Genomic DNA, 18,809 nt, shown 5'->3' with positions numbered 1-18,809 from the left:
GCGCGCGGACGGCGGTTCACACCGTGCGCGCGTCCAGGCTCTCCAGCAAGAGCGCCTCGGCCGCCACGGCGTGACGGAAGGTGTCCAGGTGCAGCGACTCGTTGGGGCTGTGCGCGCGCGAGTGCGGATCCTCCACTCCGGTGACGAGGATCTGGGCTCCGGGGAACTGGTGCACGAGGTCGGCGATGAACGGGATCGATCCGCCCACGCCGACGTCGACGCTGGGCACCCCGTAGCCCTCTTCGAACGCCTTGCGCACATCTTCCACGGCCCATCCGCCGGTGTCGACGAGGAAGCCGTCACCGAGGTCGACGTCGGAGAAGGTCAGCTCCGCACCGAAGGGGGCGTGTGCGCGCAGATGCGCCTGCATCGCCGCGTACGCCTCCTGGGCGGACTGCCCGGGGCCACGCGCGCGCTGATCACGACGGAGATCTCCGGCGCGAGGGTGTTGGATGCCGCCGCGACGCTCGTGGCGTCGATGCCCGTGACCGTGATCGAGGGCTGATTCCACAGGCGGCTGAGGATCGGCCCCCGCCCGATCGGCGAGACGCCGTCGGGCAGCCCGGCCTCCGAGCGCAGCGTCTCCTCGCTGTAGTCGGGTGTCGCCGCATCCCGCGCCGTCATGCCCGCCACGGCCACGGCGCCCTCGTCGTCCCACAGGGTGGCCAGGAGCTTCACGGTGGCGAGCATCGCGTCGGGGACCGCTCCCCCGAACATGCCCGAGTGCGACGCGTGCTCGAGCGTGCGCACACGCAGGGTGAAGCGCGCGTTCCCGCGCAGCGAGACCGTCAGCGCCGGAGTGCGCTCGTCCCAGTTGCCGGAGTCAGCCACGACGATGGCGTCGGCGCGGAGCGCGTCGGCGTTGTCGGCGAGGAACTGCCCGAACGAGCGCGACCCGAACTCCTCCTCGCCCTCGATGAACACCGCGACTCCGAGGTCGACGTCGCGCCCGAGCGCCTGGATGAGCGCGCGCAGTGCCGCCACGTGCGCCATGACGCCCGCCTTGTCGTCGGCCGCTCCCCGGCCGTACAGGCGGCCGTCGCGCACGGTCGGCTCGAAGGGCGGGGAGTCCCACAGCGCCTCGTCGCCGGCGGGCTGGACGTCGTGGTGCGCGTACAGCAGCACGGTGGGGCGGCCGTTGCGCGCCGCGCGCGTGGCCAGCACCGCCGGCTGGCCGTGCTCGTCGGTGCCGGGGATGGCGGCGGTGGTCACCTCGACGCGATCGAAGAAGTCCAGGCCCCGGAAGAGGGCGGCGACCGCCTCGGCGCTTCGGGCCACCTGGGTCTGGTCGAACGCGGGCCACGCGACGGAGGGGATGCGCACGAGGGTGCCGAGATCGGCGAGGGCGGCGGGGAGGACGGATGCGGCGGCGGCGCGCACGGCGTCACGGCGGGACGGTTCGGGGGTCATGCGGGTAATCTTAAGAGCCCGCATCCGATGTCTCCGAGGTTCCCCGTGGCCAAGACTCCCGCCCCCGCGTCCAACGACGCTCCCGTCGACCCCGCCCGTCCGGGCTCCGGCAAGGGACGCGCGACGCCGACGCGCGCCGAACGGGAGGCCGCGCGCAAGCGCCCGCTCGTGGCCGACACCAAGGAGGCCAAGGCCCGCGCGCGCGCAGAGCTCGCCGCCCGGCGCGAGAAGGCCCGTCTCGGCATGGCCGCCGGTGACGAGCGCTACCTGCCCGCGCGCGACAAGGGCCCGCAGCGCAAGTTCGCCCGCGACTTCGTCGACGCCGGGTGGCACCTGGGCGAAGGCGTCATGCCGTTCATGGTCCTGGTCATCGTCGCGACCCTCATCCCGCTGGCGGTGTTCCAGTACTGGGCGTTCGTGGCGCTGTGGATCTACATCCTCTTCGTCGTCGGCGACATGATCCTCACCTCCATCCGCGTCAAGCGTGCCGCGCGCGAGAAGTTCGGCGCGACGCGCATGGAGAAGGGCCTGGGATGGTACGCCGCGATGCGCACCGTGCAGATGCGCTTCATGCGCCTGCCCAAGCCCCAGGTCAAGCGCGGTCAGCACCCCGCCTGACCCGCCCCTCCCGGCTCCGCCCGCCCTCCCGTCCGCCCGTCCCGTCCGTCCCGTCCGCGAGACTGCACGCAGCCGACGAAACAGCGACATTATGTCGCGGTCTCGTCGGCAGGCTGCAGTCTCGCGAAGCTGCGACGTGGTGCTACGCGGAACGAGCGGATGCGGCGAGGGCGCGGTTGATCTGCCGCGCCCACAGCGGGCCGCGGTACAGGAACCCGGTGTAGCCCTGCACGAGGGTCGCCCCCGCGTCCAGTCGCTCGCGCACGTCGGCGGCGGTCTCGACCCCGCCGACGGAGACGACGGCGAACTCCGGCGGCACGACGGCGCGCACGAGGCGCAGCACCGCCATCGCCCGCGCCTTCAGCGGGGCACCGGACAGGCCGCCCTCCCCCGCGGCCGCGACGACCTCGGGCGGTGTGCGCAGCCCCTCACGGGAGAGCGTCGTGTTCGTGGCGATGAGCCCGGCCAGCCCCAGGTCCACCGCGAGCCGCGCGATCGCCTGCACCTCGTCGTCGGCGAGGTCTGGCGCGATCTTCACGAGCAGCGGCGTCTCCCCCGCCGCATCCCGCACGGCCGTCAGGAGAGGGCGCAGCGTGTCCACCGCCTGCAGCCCGCGGAGCCCCGGCGTGTTCGGTGAGGAGACGTTGACCACGAGGTAGTCGGCCAGCGGGGCGAGCAGTCGCGTGCTGCGGACGTAGTCGCCGGTGGCGTCCTCGACCTGCACGACCCGGCTCTTGCCGATGTTCACACCGATGACCGGTCGCGTGCGTCGACGGTGCAGCCGTTCCAGCCGCGCGGCAGCGGCCTCCGCCCCGGCGTTGTTGAATCCCATCCGGTTGATCACGGCGCGATCGGGGATCAGCCGGAACAGCCGCGGCCGCGGGTTGCCGGGCTGGGGCAGGGCGGTGACCGTGCCGATCTCGACGTGCCCGAAGCCCAGCGCGCCCAGGCCCTGGACCATCCGCACGTCCTTGTCGAAGCCCGCCGCGACCCCGAACGGCGAATCGAACACGAGCCCCAGCGCCTCGGTGCGCAGCGCCGGCGCGGGTGCGGTCAGCCGGCGGGTGATCCACGCGAAGGGCGGGACCCCCAGCAGACGGATGACCGGGATGGCGAGGTGGTGCGCGCGCTCGGGATCGATGCGCGAGAGCACGAGGCGGAAGAGGGTGGGGTACATCCCCGCCAGCCTAGAGGACGGCGCTATTCGGCGACGGCGCTATTCGGCGAGGGAGGCCGCACCGGCTGCGCGGCGTGCCGAGTGGTCGGCGCGGAGCAGGCCGATGGCCGTCTCGAAGTCCTCCAGCGACTCGAACGCCTGGTACACGCTGGCGAATCGCAGGTACGCGACCTCGTCGAGTTCGCGGAGCGGACCGAGGATCGCCAGGCCGATCTCGTTCGCCTCCACCTGCGACGCCCCCGTCTGGCGCACCGCCTCCTCGACGCGCTGGGCGAGCATCGCGAGGTCGGCTTCGGTGACCGGCCGGCCCTGGCACGCCTTGCGCACGCCCGACATGACCTTCTCGCGGCTGAACGGCTCGATGACGCCCGACCGCTTGATGATGTTCAGGCTCGCCGTCTCGACGGTCGAGAAGCGTCCGCCGCATTCGGGGCACTGGCGGCGACGGCGGATGCTGAGGCCGTCGTCGCTCGTGCGGGAATCGATGACGCGGGAATCGGGATGACGGCAGAAAGGGCAGTGCATGGCATCGACAGACTACGCGACGAGGTCACCCCTCGCGTGTGTCCGTCCCTCCCGGTCCAGGGAAGCGCGCGGTGACGGCCTCGCCGTGCGCGGGCAGGGCCTCGGCCTCCGCGAGGGCGACGATCGCGTCGCTGACGACGGACAGCCCGTCACGGTCGTACTCGATGACCTGCTGCGGACGCAGGAACGTCGCCGCCGAAAGGCCGGCGGCGTATCGCGCCTGACCCCCGGTGGGCAGCACGTGGTTGCTGCCGGCGAGGTAGTCCCCGAGGCTCACAGGCGTGTACGGGCCGACGAAGATCGCACCGGCGTGCACGAACCGCTCCGGCCGCGGCTCGGCCACGTGCAGTTCGAGGTGCTCCGGCGCGTACGCGTTACTGAAGGCGACGGCGGCATCGGCGTCGTCGACGAGCACGATCGCGGACTGCGGGCCACCGAGGGCGGCCTGCACCCGCGCGGAGTGCCGCGTGCGCCGGGCCCGTTCGGCCACCGCATCCGCCACTGCAGCGGCCAGCTCCGGCGAATCGGTCACGAGCACGGCGGAGGCCTGCTCGTCGTGCTCGGCCTGGCTCACCAGGTCGGCGGCGACGAGATCGGCGTCGGCGGTGGCGTCGGCCACCACGAGGATCTCGGTTGCTCCGGCCTCGGAGTCGGTGCCGACGCGGCCGGCGACGGCACGCTTGGCGGATGCGACGAAGTTGTTGCCGGGCCCGGTGACGCAGTCCACCGGTTCCAGGTCGAGCGACGCCACGCCGGAGGTGAACGCACCGATCGCTCCGGCGCCGCCCATCGCGTAGACCTCCGTGACGCCCAGCAGATGGGCTGCGGCGAGGATGACCGGGTGCACGCGGCCGCCGAACTCGCGCTGCGGGGGCGAGGCCAGCGCCACCTCGTCGACACCCGCGACCTGGGCCGGCACGACGTTCATGACGACGCTGGAGGGGTAGGCGGCCTTGCCGCCCGGCACGTACACCCCCACGCGCCGCACGGGCTGCCAGCGCTGCGTCACCCGTGCGCCGGCGCCGAGCTCGGTGGTCACGGGCGCGGGCACCTGGGCCGCCGAGGCCTGCCGGACGCGCCGGATGGCCTCTTCCAGCGCCGAGCGCACGGCGGGGTCCAGCGTGGCGACCGCCTCGGCCAGGTGTTCCCCGGGCACGCGCACGGCGTGGCCGCTGACGCCGTCGAAGCGCTCGGCCTGCTCGCGCAGGGCCGTCTCACCGCGCTCGGCGACGTCGGCGACGATCGCCGCGGCCGTCGCGAGGGCTTCATCGCGGGCCGCGGCGGCGCGCGGGACGGCCTCCAGCAGCTCGGCTGCGGTGAGGGCGCGACCGCGCAGGTCGATGGTGCGAAGCATCCCTCCAGGCTACCGCGCGCGCCACCCGCCGATGATGCGCGTCAGGCGTCAGCCGCGGGTCACGCCGCTGACGTCGTGCAGGTAGCCGATGCGGCCGTCCTCGTGGCGCACGACGAAGACCTCACCGCGGTCTTCGAGCACGAGCGCCCACGCGGTCGGGCCGATGCGGAACAGCGGCGCACCGTACTCGTCGACCACGTCGCGCTCGACCGGGACGAGCGCCCAGAACGCCTGCTGCTGCACCGGGGCGCTGTGCGAGACGGATGCGACGGTGTCGTCGGTCGGGTCCCACTCCTGGGTCTGCGTGTCGCCGGCGGCAGGTGCCTGCTCGTCGTGCAGGGGGGCGAACACGTCGGTGTCGTACGATCCGGTGTCCTGGGCCGTCGCCGGCTGCGCGACGGGCTCGGCGGCCGTCTCGGGCGCAGGGGCCGGCTGCGGAGCGTCGTACGCCGTGGTGGGCGCGGCCGCGGGGTCGTAGGCGTGCTGCGGGCCTCCGCCGAACGCGGTCCCGTCGACGGGGGCGGGAGCAGCGGCGTGCGGGGCCTGCTGGCGCGCGGGACGCTCGCGGACCGGGCGCGGGGTGACGGCGCGGACGGGTCGGGCGTTGCGGTGCGCGGGCGCCTCGGGGCGGGCCTGGAAGTCCTGCTCGAGCACGGGGATGATCGGGGCGAACACGGTCAGCGCGACGCCGGCGAGCATGAGGACGACCTCGACCCACACGACCCACGAGCGGGTCCAGAACTCGGTTTCGATCACGATGGCGATCGTGTCCCACAGCCACGTCAGCCACACCAGCGCCGCCACCGAGAACGCCACGGAGGCGAACTGGTCGATGCCGAGGGATCCGACCCGGCGGATGCCCTGCGGCGAGAGGCGCCGCAGCACCAGGAGGAAGACCGCGACGGTGGGCAGGCCGATCGCGAGGATCCAGGACAGACCCGAGACCCACACGTTGTCGCCGCCGAAGAGCGGGCGCGCGTTGCCCCCGACGATGTTCAGCGGGAAGAAGGACACGATGAAGGCCACGAGCCACACGCCCGTGAGTGCGACCTCGCGCACGGTGAACGGCCCCACCCCGTACTGCGGCGGGTTCTCCTGGTCGGTTCCTCGGGCCTCGGCGGGCTGCGCGTCGAGGGTCGCCGCCTCCGCAGCCGGCGTCTCGGTGGCGGGGGCGTCCGCCGCGCCGGCATCCTCGCGGGCGGCGGCAGCATCCTCGCGGGCGGCGGCAGCAGGCGCGCGGGCGATGGTGGTGTCGTCCAGTTCGGGGTCAGTCACAATGGTCCTCTCCAAGGGGGCGGGGATGATCCTACTCACGGTCGGCGGCGCATCGCAGGATCGCACCGCCGGTTGACAGCGACGATCAGCCCAGGCAATTGGGGCCGAGCAGGCCCTTGAGCTCGCCGAAGAGGTCGGCCGTCACCCGGACGGGCAGGGGAACCTCGAACACCTTCGCGGTGCCGGCCTTGTGCAGCTTGAGGGTGACCTCGGTGTCTCCGCTGTGACGGCGCAGCACGCCGGCAAGCTCGGTCACCAGGTCTTCCGAAGCACGCTGCTCGGGCATGAGCAGCACGAGCGGGCCCGACTCGTCCAGCGCCCCCAGGTCGGGTGAGAACGCCGACTGCGCGTGCAGGTTGAGGCCGTCGTCGCGCCGCGAGACGCGCCCGCGCACGACGAGGATGGCGTCGGCCTGCAGGACGGGCGAGAACTCCTGGTAGGTCTTGCCCATGAACATCACGGTGACCTCCCCGTTGAAGTCCTCGACGGTGATCATGCCGTAGGGGTTGCCGCTCTGTTTGGCCACGCGGTGCTGCACGGAGGTGACCAGTCCGGCGATCGTGACCTGGTCGCCGTCCTGCACGTCCTCCGACGAGAGGAGGTCGTGGATGCCGATCGAGGCATGCTTGGCCAGCGCCACCTCGAGACCGGCGAGGGGGTGGTCGGAGACGTACAGTCCGAGCATCTCGCGCTCGAAGGCCAGCTTGTCCTTCTTCGTCCACTCGGGGCGGTCGGGGACCTTCGCCACCTGATGCGGCTCGTCCCACAGCGAGTCGAAGTCGAACCCGACCTCGCCGTTGGCCTCGCGGCGCTTGTCGAGGACGGCGCCCTCGGTGGCGTCTTCGTGGATCTCCAGGAGCGCGCGCCGGGTGGCGCCGAGGGAGTCGTACGCGCCGGCCTTGATGAGCGATTCCACGGTGCGCTTGTTGGCCACGTGCAGCGGCACCTTGGCGAGGAAGTCGTGGAAGGAGGTGAACGGCGCCTCCTGTCGCGCCGTGACGATGCCGTCCACGACGTTGGCCCCGACGTTGCGCACGGCGCCGAGGCCGAAGCGGATGTCTTCGCCGACGGCGGCGAAGAAGCGGATCGACTCGTTCACGTCGGGCGGGAGGACCCGGATGCCCATGCGGCGGCACTCGTTCAGGTACACCGCCATCTTGTCCTTCGAGTCGCCCACGCTCGTCAGCAGCGCCGCCATGTACTCGGCGGGATAGTGCGACTTCAGGTACGCCGTCCAGTAGGACACGAGTCCGTACGCGGCCGAGTGCGCCTTGTTGAAGGCGTAGTCGGAGAAGGGCAGCAGGATGTCCCACAGCGACTTGATCGCGGCCTCGCCGAAGCCGCGCGACACCATGCCGCCGTGGAAGCCCTCGTACTGCTTGTCGAGCTCGGACTTCTTCTTCTTGCCCATCGCACGACGCAGGATGTCTGCCTGCCCGAGCGAGAACCCGGCGACGCGCTGGGCGATCGCCATGACCTGCTCCTGATAGATGATCAGGCCGTAGGTGGTGTCGAGGATGTCCTTGAGCGGCTCTTCCAGCTCGGGGTGGATCGGGGTGATCTCCTGCTGGCCGTTCTTGCGCAGGGCGTAGTTGATGTGGGAGTTCGCGCCCATGGGGCCGGGGCGGTACAGCGCGATGACGGCGGAGATGTCTTCGAAGTTGTCGGGCTTCATCAGGCGCAGGAGCGACCGCATCGGCCCGCCGTCGAGCTGGAAGACGCCCAGCGTGTCACCGCGGGAGAGCAGGTCGTACGAGGCCTGGTCATCCAGCGGCAGGTCTTCCAGCACGAGCTCCTGGCCGCGGTTGGCCTGGATGTTGTCGACCGCGTCGTTGATGATCGTGAGGTTGCGCAGCCCCAGGAAGTCCATCTTGATGAGGCCGAGCGACTCGCACGCGGGGTAGTCGAACTGCGTGACGATCTGGCCGTCCTGCTCGCGACGCATGATCGGGATGATGTCGATGAGCGGTTCGCTCGACATGATCACGCCCGCCGCGTGCACGCCCCACTGGCGCTTGAGGTTCTCCAGTCCCACGGCGGTGTCGAAGACCGTCTTGGCCTCGGGATCGGTCTCGATGAGGGTGCGGAACTCCCCCGCCTCCTTGTAGCGCGGGTGCTCCCTGTTGAACATGCCGTCCAGCGGCATGTCCTTGCCCATCACCGCCGGCGGCATGGCCTTGGTCAGCTTCTCCCCCATGCTGAAGGGGAATCCCAGCACCCGCCCGGCGTCCTTGAGGGCCTGCTTGGCCTTGATGGTGCCGTACGTGACGATCTGGGCGACGCGCTCGTCACCGTACTTCTCGGTGACGTACTGGATGACCTCGCCGCGGCGGCGGTCGTCGAAGTCGACGTCGAAGTCGGGCATGGACACGCGATCCGGGTTGAGGAAGCGCTCGAAGATGAGGCCGTGCTGCAGCGGGTCGAGGTCGGTGATGCGCATCGCGTACGCGGCCATCGATCCGGCGCCCGATCCACGGCCGGGACCCACGCGGATGCCGTTGTCCTTGGCCCAGTTGATGAAGTCGGCGACGACCAGGAAGTAGCCGGGGAAGCCCATCTGGGTGATGACGCCGGTCTCGTACTCGGCCTGGCGGCGGACGTCGGCGGGGATGCCGTCGGGGTAGCGGAACTCGAGACCCTTCTCGACCTCCTTGATGAACCACGACTCCTCGGTCTCCCCCGCGGGCACGGGGAAGCGCGGCATGTAGTTGGCCGACGTGTTGAACTCCACGTCGCACCGCTCGGCGATCAGCAGCGTGCTGTCGCAGGCCTCGGGATGATCGCGGAAGACCTGGCGCATCTCGGCCGGGGATTTGACGTAGTACCCGTCGCCGTCGAACTTGAACCGTTTCGGGTCGTCGAGGGTCGACCCCGACTGCACGCACAGCAGGGCGGCGTGGCTGGTGGCGTCGTGCTGGTGGGTGTAGTGCAGGTCGTTGGTGCCCACGAGCGGGATGTCGAGGTCTTTGGCGATCTTCAGCAGATCGCCCATGACGCGGCGCTCGATGGAGAGGCCGTGGTCCATGATCTCGGCGAAGTAGTTCTCCTTGCCGAAGATGTCCTGGAACTCCGCCGCCGCCGCTCGTGCGGCGTCGTACTGGCCGAGCCGCAGGCGCGTCTGCACCTCGCCGGACGGGCAGCCCGTGGTGGCGATCAGTCCCTTGCTGTAGGTCTGCAGCAGCTCGCGATCCATGCGCGGCTTGAAGTAGTACCCCTCGATCGAGGCCCTGCTGGAGAGCCGGAAGAGGTTGTGCATGCCCTCGGTGGTCTCCGAGAGCAGCGTCATGTGCGTGTATGCGCCCGACCCCGATACGTCGTCGCTGCTCTGCTCGGGCGTCCCCCACCGCACGCGCGCCTTGTCGGCACGGTGGGTGCCGGGGGTCACGTACGCCTCGATGCCGATGATCGGCTTGATCCCGGCATCCTTGGCGGTCTTGTAGAACTCGTACGCGGCGAAGGTGTTGCCGTGGTCGGTGACCGCGATCGCCGGCATCCCCTGGCGGACGGCCTCCTGGACCATCGGCCCGATGCGGGCGGCTCCGTCGAGCATCGAGTACTCGCTGTGCACATGGAGGTGAACGAAGGAGTCGGATGCCACGAGTCGAGTCTACGTTCGCCCGCCCACATGGCCGCGGTGAGGCAGCGCGCGCCGCCTAGGGTGGAACCATGGCCACGCCCGAGTTCGTCCTGTCGCTGCGCGAGAAGATCGGGCACGACCCGCTGCCGCTGGTCGGGGTCACCGCGATCGTGTTCCGCGACGAGAAGGTGCTGATCGGCAGGCGTGCCGACAACGGCCGCTGGCAGCCGGTGTCGGGCATCGTCGACCCGGGCGAGGAGCCGGCGGATGCCGTGGTGCGCGAGTGCCGCGAGGAGGCGGGCGTCACCGTCCGTGCGACCCGGCTGGCCCTCGTGCAGCAGGTCCCCCGCATCACGTACGCCAACGGCGACCAGGTCGACTACCTCGACCTGGTCTTCCGCTGCGACTGGGTCTCCGGCGAACCCCATCCGGCCGACGGGGAGCTCACCGAGGTCGGGTTCTACGGCCTGGGCGAGCTCACCGACGTCGCCCACGAGCACGTGCGCAAGATCGCCCTCGCCGTCGCCGAGGACGATCCGGCTTCCTTCGTCGGTGGACGCTAGAGCGGAAGCCGCATCAGCACACGCGGGAAGCCGTCCAGGCGGGATCCGGTCTCGGCCGCGAGGGCGAATCCGGCCTTCTCGAACAGCGCCCGCGTGCCCACGTATGCCATCGTGAGATCGACTTTCGCGCCGCCGTTGTCCACCGGGTAGCCCTCCACCGCGGGCGCGCCATGAGCACGGGCGAAGTCGACGGCGCCGGCCACGAGCGCGTGCGAGATGCCCTTGCCGCGGTGACCGGGCCGCACGCGGATGCACCACACCGACCACACCGGGAGATCGTCGACGTGCGGGATGAGCCGGGCCGTCGCGAACGTCGTGTCGACGCGCGGGGCCACGCCGGCCCATCCCACCACCTCGTCGCCGTCGTAGGCGAGCACGCCGGGGGCGATGTCGCGGGCGCAGAGCTCCCGCACGTACTCGCCACGCGCCTCGCCGACCAGCTCGCGGTTGCGCCGGCTCGGGATGCGGTAGCTCAGGCACCAGCACACGTTCGCATCCGGCCGCTTGGGCCCGACCATCGTCGCCACGTCGTCGAAGGACGACGCGCCTCGCACGTCCACCGTCATGCCCGCCAGTGTCGCATCCTCCCCCGACGCCGCGCTCACCGAGGTCGGAGCATCCTGCGTATGTCGGAGGATGCGCGCGGCATCCTCCGACATACGTGCGATTCTCCGACGCCGCGGAGCGCGCCGGGGCGTCAGTCGGCGCGGAGGATGTCCAGCGCGTGGGCGAGGTCGGGCGGATACGGCGAGGTGAACGTCGACCACTCCCCCGTCGCGGGATGCGCGAACGCCAGCTGACGGGCGTGCAGCCACTGGCGGGTCAGCCCCAGCCGGGCCGAGAGCGTGGGGTCGGCGCCGTAGAGGGGGTCGCCGACGCACGGGTGGCGGTGGGCGGCCATGTGCACGCGGATCTGATGCGTACGGCCGGTCTCCAGGTGGATCTCCAGCAGGGATGCGCCGGGGAAGGCCTCGAGCGTCTCGTAGTGCGTCACGGAGTCCTTGCCGGCGGGGGTGACGGCGAACTTCCACGAGTGGGTGGGATGCCGCCCGATCGGCGCGTCGATCGTCCCGGCCAGCGGATCGGGGTGGCCCTGCACGACGGCGTGGTAGATCTTCTCCACCTCGCGCTCCTTGAAGGCGCGCTTGAGGGCGGTGTAGGCCTGCTCGGTCTTGGCCACGACCATGAGCCCGCTCGTGCCGACGTCCAGGCGGTGCACCACTCCGCGGCGCTCGGCGGCGCCGCTGGTGGCGATGCGGAAGCCGGCTGCCGCCAGGGCGCCGAGGACCGTCGGACCTTCCCATCCCATCGAGGGGTGCGCGGCGACGCCGGCCGGCTTGTCGACGACGACGATGTCGTCATCGTCGTAGACGATCCCGAGGTCGGGGACGGCGAGGGGCACGATCTCGGGCTCGCGCTTGGGCGTCCACGACACGCTGAGCCAGGCGCCCGCGCGCAGGCGGTCCGACTTGCCGAGCGTGCGCCCGTCCTGCTCGACGCCCCCCGCGTCGGCGACCTCGGCCGCGAACGTCCGGGAGAATCCGAGCATCTTCGCCAGCGCGGCATCCACCCGCGCCCCCTCCAGCCCGTCGGGGACGGGCAGGCTTCGCGACTCGGCCATCAGCGGGCGGGCGCGCCGGGGTCGTCGTGGTCGGGGCCGGCGGTCCCCGCCGGGTCGGCGCCGGGACCCGCGTCGTCGACGGCCTCCGCCGCCTCGGCCCGCGTCTCACGCGTGCCGTCCAGGCGCAGCCCGATCAGCACCAGCAGCGCCACGCCGATCATCATCGTCACGATGAAGATGTCGGCGACGTTGTAGATGGCCGGCATCATCCACGGCGTGGAGATGAAATCGACCACGTGCCCCACCGGGAAGCCCGGCTCGCGCAGCAGGCGGTCGGTGAGGTTGCCCAGCACTCCGCCCAGGAGCAGGCCCAGGATGATCGCCCACGCGCGCGAGGTCACGCGCGTGAGCGCCAGCCACACGATGCCGGCGGCCACGGCGGCCAGCGCGATCGTGAACAGCCACGTGACGCTCTCCCCCAGGGAGAACGCGGCGCCGGGATTGCGGACGAGGTAGAACTGCAGGAACTCGCCCAGCACCGGCACCTGCTCCTCCGGGGGCAGCTCGGCGATGGCGAGGATCTTGGTGAACTGGTCGGCGGCCAGCACCGTCACCGCGAGGATCGCGATGAGGGTGCCGGCCGCCGCCTTACGCAGGGGTGCCCGGCTGCGCACCGTCCGGGCCTAGAGGCCGATCGCCGAGACCGGGGTGGATCCGGACGGCGTTGCGGTGGTGTCGAGGTCGCGGAGCTTGCCCTCGATGTAGCTGCGCAGCTGAGCGCGGTAGTCGCGCTCGAAGGCGTTGAGCTCGGAGATGCGGCCCTCCAGTGCGACGCGCTCCTTCTCCAGGCGAGCGATCTCGTCGCGGCCCTTCGCCTCGGCCTCGGCGACGATGGCCGCCGCGCGGGACTGGGCCTCGGAGATGAGCTGGTCGCGCTGCGCCTTGCCCTCGGCGACGTGCTCGTCGTGCAGGCGCTGAGCCAGCTCGATGATACCGGCGGAGGTCGACGCGGGGTCGGCGGAGGTGGCAGGGGCGGGGGCGGGAACCTCCGACACCACCGTCTCGGCCGGAGCCTCGGCAGCGGGCTGCTCGGCGGCGGGCTGCTCACCCGACTCGTACGCGGCGAGCTTGGCCTTCAGTTCCTCGTTCTCGGCGAGGGCCTTGCGCCACTCGACGACGATCTCGTCGAGGAAGTCGTCGACCTCGTCGGGGTCGAAGCCCTCCTTGAACCGGACGTGCTGGAACTGCTTGGTGACGACGTCATCGGGGGTCAATGCCATGGTGTTCCTCTTTCGAGAGCTGGTCGCTGGCCGGTTCGGACGGCGCTGCGGGCCGTGCGTGCTTCGAGCAAGCATAGTCCGCGGCTCCGGAGGCTGTCGAAGCCTCCAGGCGGATCAGCCGGCGGCCAACGAGCGCGTGACGCCCAGCAGGACGAAGCACAGCAGCATCGTCAGCGCGAAGGCGAAGTCGATCGCGACCGGGCCGACCCGCAGCGGCGGGATGAAACGACGGAAGAGCTTGATCGGCGGGTCGGTGACGGTGTAGACCACCTCGGCGGCGACGAGCGCTGCCCCCCGCGGCCGCCACGAACGATTGAACATCGGGATGTACTCCAGAACGAGTCGTACCAGGAGCACGATCACGTACAGGAACAGCAGCCCGTTCAGAATCGTCGCGACCAGGCGCAACAGATCCACGATCGGTTACGGCTGGGCGAACGCGACGGACTCGGGGTCCGCCTGCGCGAGCGCACCATCACCGGAGACGGCGATGTTCTCGGGAGAGAGCAGGAACACCTTGCTGGTGACGCGCTCGATCCGACCGTACAGACCCATCGACAGACCGCTCGCGAAATCGATCAGGCGACGCGCGTCGGCGTCGCTCATCTGCGACAGGTTGATGATGACCGGAACGCCCTCGCGGAAGCTCTCGGCGATCACCTGCGCGTCGCGGTACTGCTTGGGGTGCACCGTCAGGATCTCGCTGACCGGCCCGGGGGTGGGCTGTCGCACCACCGAGGGGCGGTGGATCGGGGTCACCGGTGCGGCCTTCTCGACGGCCTGCGGCTTGCGGCTCGAAGGCTGCGTCACCGGCTCGTCGAAGGTTTCCTCTTCGTCCGCGAGGCCCAGGTACACCATCGTCTTCTTGAGCGGGTTCGACATCGCATCCTCCGTTCGCTCGTCTGTTCCGAGGCTAGCCGCGCACGGGCCTCGGACCCGTGATTGCCGAGCCGATCCGCAGGTGTGTCGCGCCCATCGCGACCGCCTCGGGGTAATCGCCGGTCATCCCGGCCGAGATCCAGTCCGCATCGGGCACGACGCGCCGCACGGCGTCCGCTGAGCCGCGCAGGCGCTCGAAGGCGCGGGCGGGCTGCTCGTCCAGCGGAGCGACGGCCATGACCCCGCGCAGGCGCAGCGTCGGGCAGCCGGCGACATGCGCGGCGAGGCTCGCGACCTCGCCGGGGTCGACGCCGCCGCGCCCGGTGTCGTCGGTGAGGTTCACCTGCACGAGCACATCGAGCCGGTCGCCCTGCTCGGGCGCCGCCGCATCCAGGGCATCGGCCAGGCGGGAACGGTCGACCGAGTGCACGGCCGAGGCGACAGCGCGGATGGCGCGGGCCTTGTTCGTCTGCGCCTGCCCGATGAAATGCCATCGCAGCCCGTCGAGCGCGCCCACCTCGGCCGCCTTGGCGGAGAGCTCCTGCTGGCGGTTCTCCCCCACGTCGCGCACGCCCAGGTCGTACAGGTCGCTCACGAGCCGTGCCGGGTGGAACTTCGTCACCACGATGCGCGTGATGTCGGCCGGGTCTCTCCCGGCAGCGCGGGCGGATGCGGCGATCCCCTCGTCGACGGCGGCCAGGCGATCGGCCAAAGCGGTGTCCATGTGCCCTCCCGGCAGACGACGAAGCGGGCCCGGGGCATGCCGGGCCCGCCGCGTACGATCGGATTCCTACTTCAGGAAGTCGGGGATGTCGAGATCGTCGTCGCCGAACGCCGAGTCGTAGGCCGGCTCGGGAATCCGCGCCGCCGCAACGGGCACCGACTCGCGGGCCACCTGCTTCTCCTCCGCGGCCGATGCGGGCGCCGACACCGAGGCGAGCGGGTCCTCCACCGGCAGCGGCGGCAGCACGGGCGTCGCGGGGCGCTGCGCGGCCCCCACGGCGTCCAGGCGCAGCGAAGGCTCCCCGCCGTCGAAGCCGGCGGCGATGACCGTCACGCGCACCTCGTCGCCGAGGGTGTCGTCGATGACGGTTCCGAAGATGATGTTGGCCTCGGGGTGAGCCGCCTCCTTCACCAGCTGGGCGGCGTCGTTGATCTCGAAGATGCCGAGGTTCGATCCGCCCTGGATGGAGAGCAGGACTCCGTGCGCGCCTTCGATCGACGCCTCCAGCAGCGGCGATTCCACGGCCAGTTCGGCCGCCTTGATCGCCCGGTCGGCTCCGCGCGCGGAGCCGATGCCCATGAGCGCGGATCCCGCGCCCTGCATGACCGACTTGACGTCGGCGAAGTCGAGGTTGATCAGTCCGGGGGTCGTGATCAGATCGGTGATGCCCTGCACACCGGCCAGGAGCACCTGGTCGGCGGTCGCGAACGCCTCGATCATCGAGATGCCGCGGTCGCTGATCTCCAGAAGACGGTCGTTCGGCACCACGATGAGGGTGTCGACCTCTTCCTTGAGCTTCGAGACGCCGGTCTCCGCCTGCTGCTGGCGGCGACGGCCCTCGAACGAGAAGGGCTTCGTCACGACACCGATGGTCAGGGCGCCGATCGACTTGGCGATGCGGGCCACGACCGGCGCGCCACCGGTACCCGTGCCACCGCCCTCGCCCGCCGTCACGAACACCATGTCGGCGCCGGCGAGTGCTTCCTCGATCTCTTCGGCGTGGTCTTCCGCGGCGCGGCGACCCACCTCGGGGTCGGCACCGGCACCGAGTCCTCGCGTGAGCTCGCGCCCCACGTCGAGCTTGACGTCGGCGTCGCTCATGAGCAGCGCCTGCGCGTCGGTGTTGATCGCGATGAACTCCACGCCGCGAAGGCCCAACTCGATCATGCGGTTGACGGCGTTGACGCCACCCCCGCCGACCCCGACGACCTTGATCACGGCGAGGTAGTTCTGGTTCTGGCTCATGCCGGCCTCCATATCCCGAACTTTAAACCTCATCTAGAGGGTTAAAGAATTGCGCGGTATGCAATTCCTGATCTGAACGTAGGTGGATGCGGCGGCCCTGACGGCAACGGCGTGGGCGTGTCGCGACATCCCCTCGCGAACTCGTGTCAGCGGACCACGACGGCCGACGGCGACGAGACGTCGTACACGCTCGTCTGCGCCGGCGGACGCGCCTGCATCGTCTTGTCCAGGGTCAGCGCCTTCATGGCGGAGTCCTCCGCACTCCCCCACACCACGGTGGTGTTCGTGCCGCCGAGGGTCAGGGTCACATCGTCGGCCGTGGAGGCGGAGACGGCCGTGACCTGGAGCCGGATGGGTTCGGGCAGCGCCCGCATGACGGTGCCGGCGGCACGGAAGGCCGGCGAATCCAGGCCGCCCGTGATCGACAGCAGCGGTTGCCCCGACGGCGGCGTCGGCGTCGTGGAGAGGGCGACACCGGCGGCGTCGACCACGGTGAACCCGGCGGGGGATTCCAGGACGCCCACGGGCGTGCGCTCGACGATCCGCACGACGAGCTCGTGCGGCGGGCGGGCCTCAAGGGTGTACGACTCCACGAGTGGGAACCGCACGAGCGCGGCCTTCACCGCGCTGTCGTCCACGAGGGGCAGCGGCGTGCCGAGCTGGCCCTCCAGCGCGTCGGCGACGGCCGTGGCATCCAGCGCGCTCGTGCCGGCGACCTCGATGCGCTGCACGGCGAACAGCGGGCTGTACGCCGCACCCACCGTGCCCAGCACGAGCAGCGCGACCGACGATGCCACGCCGATCCACAGCATCCGCCGCCGGCGCTGGCGCACCGTGAAGCGGCGCACCTCCGCCCGCAGCGCGCGCCGGCGGTTGCGCGAGTTGCGCCACACCTCGCGCAGTCCCCCACGCTGCGGCGCGGGTTGGGCCGGCACCTCGGCGGCCGGGCGGCGCTCCTCCCCCGGCAGGAGCGGGATGATCGGCGCTGCGACGTCGTCGGTGACGGCCCGCCTGGTCGGGCGCGACTCCGCAGGGGGCGGCGGCAGCGGGTGGGGCCGACGCATCCCGGTCACACCACGGCGTTCTCGTCGGTGCGCGCGAGGGCGTCGAGCACCTGCGGGATGATGAGGTTCACGTTGCCGCAGCCCAGCGTGATGACGTAGTCACCGGGTCGCGCGACGGCGGCGGTGTAGTCGGCCGCCTCCTGCCAGTCGGGCACGAAGTGCACGCGGTCGGGGTCGGCGAACGCCTCGCTGACCAGGGCACCGGTGACCCCGGGTACGGGATCCTCCCGCGCGCCGTACACATCCAGCACGACGGTGTGGTCGGCGTGGGATTCGAGCACCTCGGCGAACTCCCGGTACATCGCCTGGGTGCGCGAATACGTGTGCGGCTGGTGCAGCGCGATGATGCGCCCCTCCCCCACGACCGTGCGGGCGGCCGCCAGCGCCGCCGCGACCTCGGTCGGGTGGTGCGCGTAGTCGTCGTACACGCTCACCCCGCGGCGCACGTCGTGCAGTTCGAACCGGCGGGCCGTGCCGGCGAATCCGGTCACCGCGTCGGCGGCGGCGGCGAGGTCGTGGCCGAGGGTGAGCAGGACCGCCACCGCGCCGGCCGCGTTGATCGCGTTGTGGGCGCCGGGCACCTGGAGTCGGACGGGGACCGAGGTGCCGCCGGCGGTGAGGGTGAAGGAGACCGGCCCCTCGGTGCGGAGGTCTCCCACGCGCACGTCGGCGGCGGCATCCTGCCCGAACGTCACAACCCTGCGGTGCGACAGCCGGGCGCGGACGCGCTGGGCGCCGGCGTCGTCGGCGGAGATCACGACGGCCTCGCGCGCGCCGTCGGCGAAGCGGGCGAAGGCGGCGTCGAAGGCGTCGAACGAGCCGTAGTGGTCGAGGTGGTCGGGGTCGACGTTGGTGATGAGGGCGACCGAGGTGTCGTAGAGGAGGAACGTGCCGTCGGACTCGTCGGCCTCGATCACGACGACGTCGTCGGAGCCGGTGGCGCTGGAGACGCCGTACTCGGCGATGACGCCGCCGTTGACGAAGGTGGGGTCTTCGCCGAGCCCGCGCAGGGCCGTGACGATCATGCCGGTGGAGGTGGTCTTGCCGTGCGCGCCGGCGACGGCCACGAGGCGCCGTCCGCCGATCAGCCAGTGCAGCGCCTGGGAGCGGTGGATGACGGCGAGTCCGCGCTGCTTCGCGGTGACGAACTCGGGGTTCTCCGGCCAGATCGCCCCCGTGTGCACGACGGTGTCGGCGTCGCCGAGGTGGGCGGCGTCGTGCCCCACGTGCACGGTCGCCCCGCGGGCGGCCAGGTCGCGCAGCGCCGGGCTGTCGGCCCGATCCGAACCCGATACGCGGATGCCGCGGTCCAGGAACATGCGCGCCAGCCCCGACATGCCGGAGCCGCCGATTCCGATGAAGTGGGCGGCCTCGATGTGCTCGGGGATGGGCAGGCTCAGGTCGGGGCGAATCATGACCCGATCATCCTAGGTCGGCGCACCTGGGCGTCGGCTCCGGCGCGCGGGATGGTCGCGCCCGCGGCCTTGGGGAGCGGCACGGCCCGCGGTCATCCGGCGTCCGGACGGTAGCCGAGATCAGGAGAATCGCCGGAATCAG

General features: G+C 71.3%; 17 protein-coding genes and 1 pseudogene. 2 read left to right on the top strand and 16 right to left on the bottom strand.

Annotated features, from left to right (window positions below):
- Positions 1-16: 16 nt before the first annotated feature.
- A pseudogene (locus F6J85_RS06820) lies at positions 17-1,410 on the bottom strand (M20/M25/M40 family metallo-hydrolase).
- 45 nt (positions 1,411-1,455) lie between these two features.
- On the opposite strand from F6J85_RS06820, the gene F6J85_RS06815 reads away from it, so the two are divergent.
- Positions 1,456-2,028: a DUF3043 domain-containing protein gene (locus F6J85_RS06815; RefSeq protein WP_150919149.1), complete on the top strand. Its 573-nt coding sequence runs from the start codon at positions 1,456-1,458 to the stop codon at positions 2,026-2,028.
- Positions 2,029-2,170: 142 nt separating this feature from the next.
- On the opposite strand, the gene F6J85_RS06810 is transcribed toward F6J85_RS06815, so the two are convergent.
- The 5 genes from F6J85_RS06810 to dnaE form a co-directional block, all read right to left on the bottom strand.
- Positions 2,171-3,205 (bottom strand): quinone-dependent dihydroorotate dehydrogenase, encoded by a 1,035-nt coding sequence (locus tag F6J85_RS06810; RefSeq protein WP_150924369.1) that lies wholly within the window; start codon positions 3,203-3,205, stop codon positions 2,171-2,173.
- A gap of 39 nt (positions 3,206-3,244) precedes the next feature.
- Positions 3,245-3,730: a transcriptional regulator NrdR gene (gene nrdR, locus F6J85_RS06805; protein ID WP_150924368.1), complete on the bottom strand. Its 486-nt coding sequence runs from the start codon at positions 3,728-3,730 to the stop codon at positions 3,245-3,247.
- A 25-nt stretch (positions 3,731-3,755) separates the two neighbouring features.
- The gene (gene hisD, locus F6J85_RS06800) at positions 3,756-5,084 is read right to left on the bottom strand and encodes a histidinol dehydrogenase (protein ID WP_150924367.1); all 1,329 of its coding nucleotides are present in this window, start codon (positions 5,082-5,084) and stop codon (positions 3,756-3,758) included.
- Between the two features lie 48 nt (positions 5,085-5,132).
- Entirely contained in the window at positions 5,133-6,359 is a 1,227-nt protein-coding gene (locus tag F6J85_RS17670; RefSeq protein ID WP_238707079.1) for a hypothetical protein, read from the bottom strand.
- Between the two features lie 85 nt (positions 6,360-6,444).
- Positions 6,445-9,909, bottom strand: a complete 3,465-nt coding sequence (gene dnaE / locus F6J85_RS06790) for a DNA polymerase III subunit alpha (RefSeq protein WP_238707106.1) — start codon at positions 9,907-9,909, stop codon at positions 6,445-6,447.
- 116 nt (positions 9,910-10,025) lie between these two features.
- Here dnaE and F6J85_RS06785 point away from each other — a divergent pair, with 116 nt between their 5' ends.
- On the top strand, positions 10,026-10,499 hold the full coding sequence (locus tag F6J85_RS06785; RefSeq protein ID WP_150924365.1) for an NUDIX hydrolase: 474 nt from the start codon (positions 10,026-10,028) through the stop codon (positions 10,497-10,499).
- On the opposite strand, the gene F6J85_RS06780 is transcribed toward F6J85_RS06785, so the two are convergent.
- The 10 genes from F6J85_RS06780 to murC form a co-directional block, all read right to left on the bottom strand.
- Complete coding sequence (locus F6J85_RS06780; RefSeq protein ID WP_150927242.1) at positions 10,496-11,065, bottom strand: GNAT family N-acetyltransferase; 570 nt, start codon at positions 11,063-11,065, stop codon at positions 10,496-10,498. The genes F6J85_RS06785 and F6J85_RS06780 overlap by 4 nt on opposite strands.
- A 131-nt stretch (positions 11,066-11,196) precedes the next feature.
- Positions 11,197-12,120, bottom strand: coding sequence for an RluA family pseudouridine synthase (locus F6J85_RS06775; RefSeq protein ID WP_150919159.1), 924 nt, complete (start codon positions 12,118-12,120; stop codon positions 11,197-11,199).
- On the bottom strand, positions 12,120-12,734 hold the full coding sequence (gene lspA, locus F6J85_RS06770; protein ID WP_150924364.1) for a signal peptidase II: 615 nt from the start codon (positions 12,732-12,734) through the stop codon (positions 12,120-12,122). The genes F6J85_RS06775 and lspA overlap by 1 nt, the downstream gene beginning before the upstream one ends.
- A 9-nt stretch (positions 12,735-12,743) precedes the next feature.
- Positions 12,744-13,340 (bottom strand): DivIVA domain-containing protein, encoded by a 597-nt coding sequence (locus tag F6J85_RS06765; protein WP_150924363.1) that lies wholly within the window; start codon positions 13,338-13,340, stop codon positions 12,744-12,746.
- Between the two features lie 114 nt (positions 13,341-13,454).
- The gene (locus tag F6J85_RS06760; RefSeq protein ID WP_150919363.1) at positions 13,455-13,757 is read right to left on the bottom strand and encodes a YggT family protein; all 303 of its coding nucleotides are present in this window, start codon (positions 13,755-13,757) and stop codon (positions 13,455-13,457) included.
- 6 nt (positions 13,758-13,763) lie between these two features.
- Positions 13,764-14,222: a cell division protein SepF gene (locus F6J85_RS06755; RefSeq protein WP_150919361.1), complete on the bottom strand. Its 459-nt coding sequence runs from the start codon at positions 14,220-14,222 to the stop codon at positions 13,764-13,766.
- Positions 14,223-14,253: 31 nt separating this feature from the next.
- Positions 14,254-14,943 (bottom strand): YggS family pyridoxal phosphate-dependent enzyme, encoded by a 690-nt coding sequence (locus F6J85_RS06750; protein ID WP_150924362.1) that lies wholly within the window; start codon positions 14,941-14,943, stop codon positions 14,254-14,256.
- Between the two features lie 66 nt (positions 14,944-15,009).
- Positions 15,010-16,188: a cell division protein FtsZ gene (ftsZ, locus tag F6J85_RS06745; RefSeq protein ID WP_150919357.1), complete on the bottom strand. Its 1,179-nt coding sequence runs from the start codon at positions 16,186-16,188 to the stop codon at positions 15,010-15,012.
- Between the two features lie 146 nt (positions 16,189-16,334).
- Entirely contained in the window at positions 16,335-17,252 is a 918-nt protein-coding gene (locus F6J85_RS06740; protein ID WP_150924361.1) for an FtsQ-type POTRA domain-containing protein, read from the bottom strand.
- A gap of 5 nt (positions 17,253-17,257) precedes the next feature.
- Positions 17,258-18,667, bottom strand: coding sequence for a UDP-N-acetylmuramate--L-alanine ligase (gene murC / locus F6J85_RS06735; RefSeq protein ID WP_150924360.1), 1,410 nt, complete (start codon positions 18,665-18,667; stop codon positions 17,258-17,260).
- Between the last annotated feature and the right edge of the window lie 142 nt (positions 18,668-18,809).

The sequence above is a fragment of the Microbacterium lushaniae genome, from assembly GCF_008727775.1.
GTDB classification, from domain to species: Bacteria; Actinomycetota; Actinomycetes; order Actinomycetales; family Microbacteriaceae; genus Microbacterium; species Microbacterium lushaniae.
Note: the sequence above shows the minus strand (reverse complement) of the source record. Positions and strands in the feature narration are given on the sequence as shown.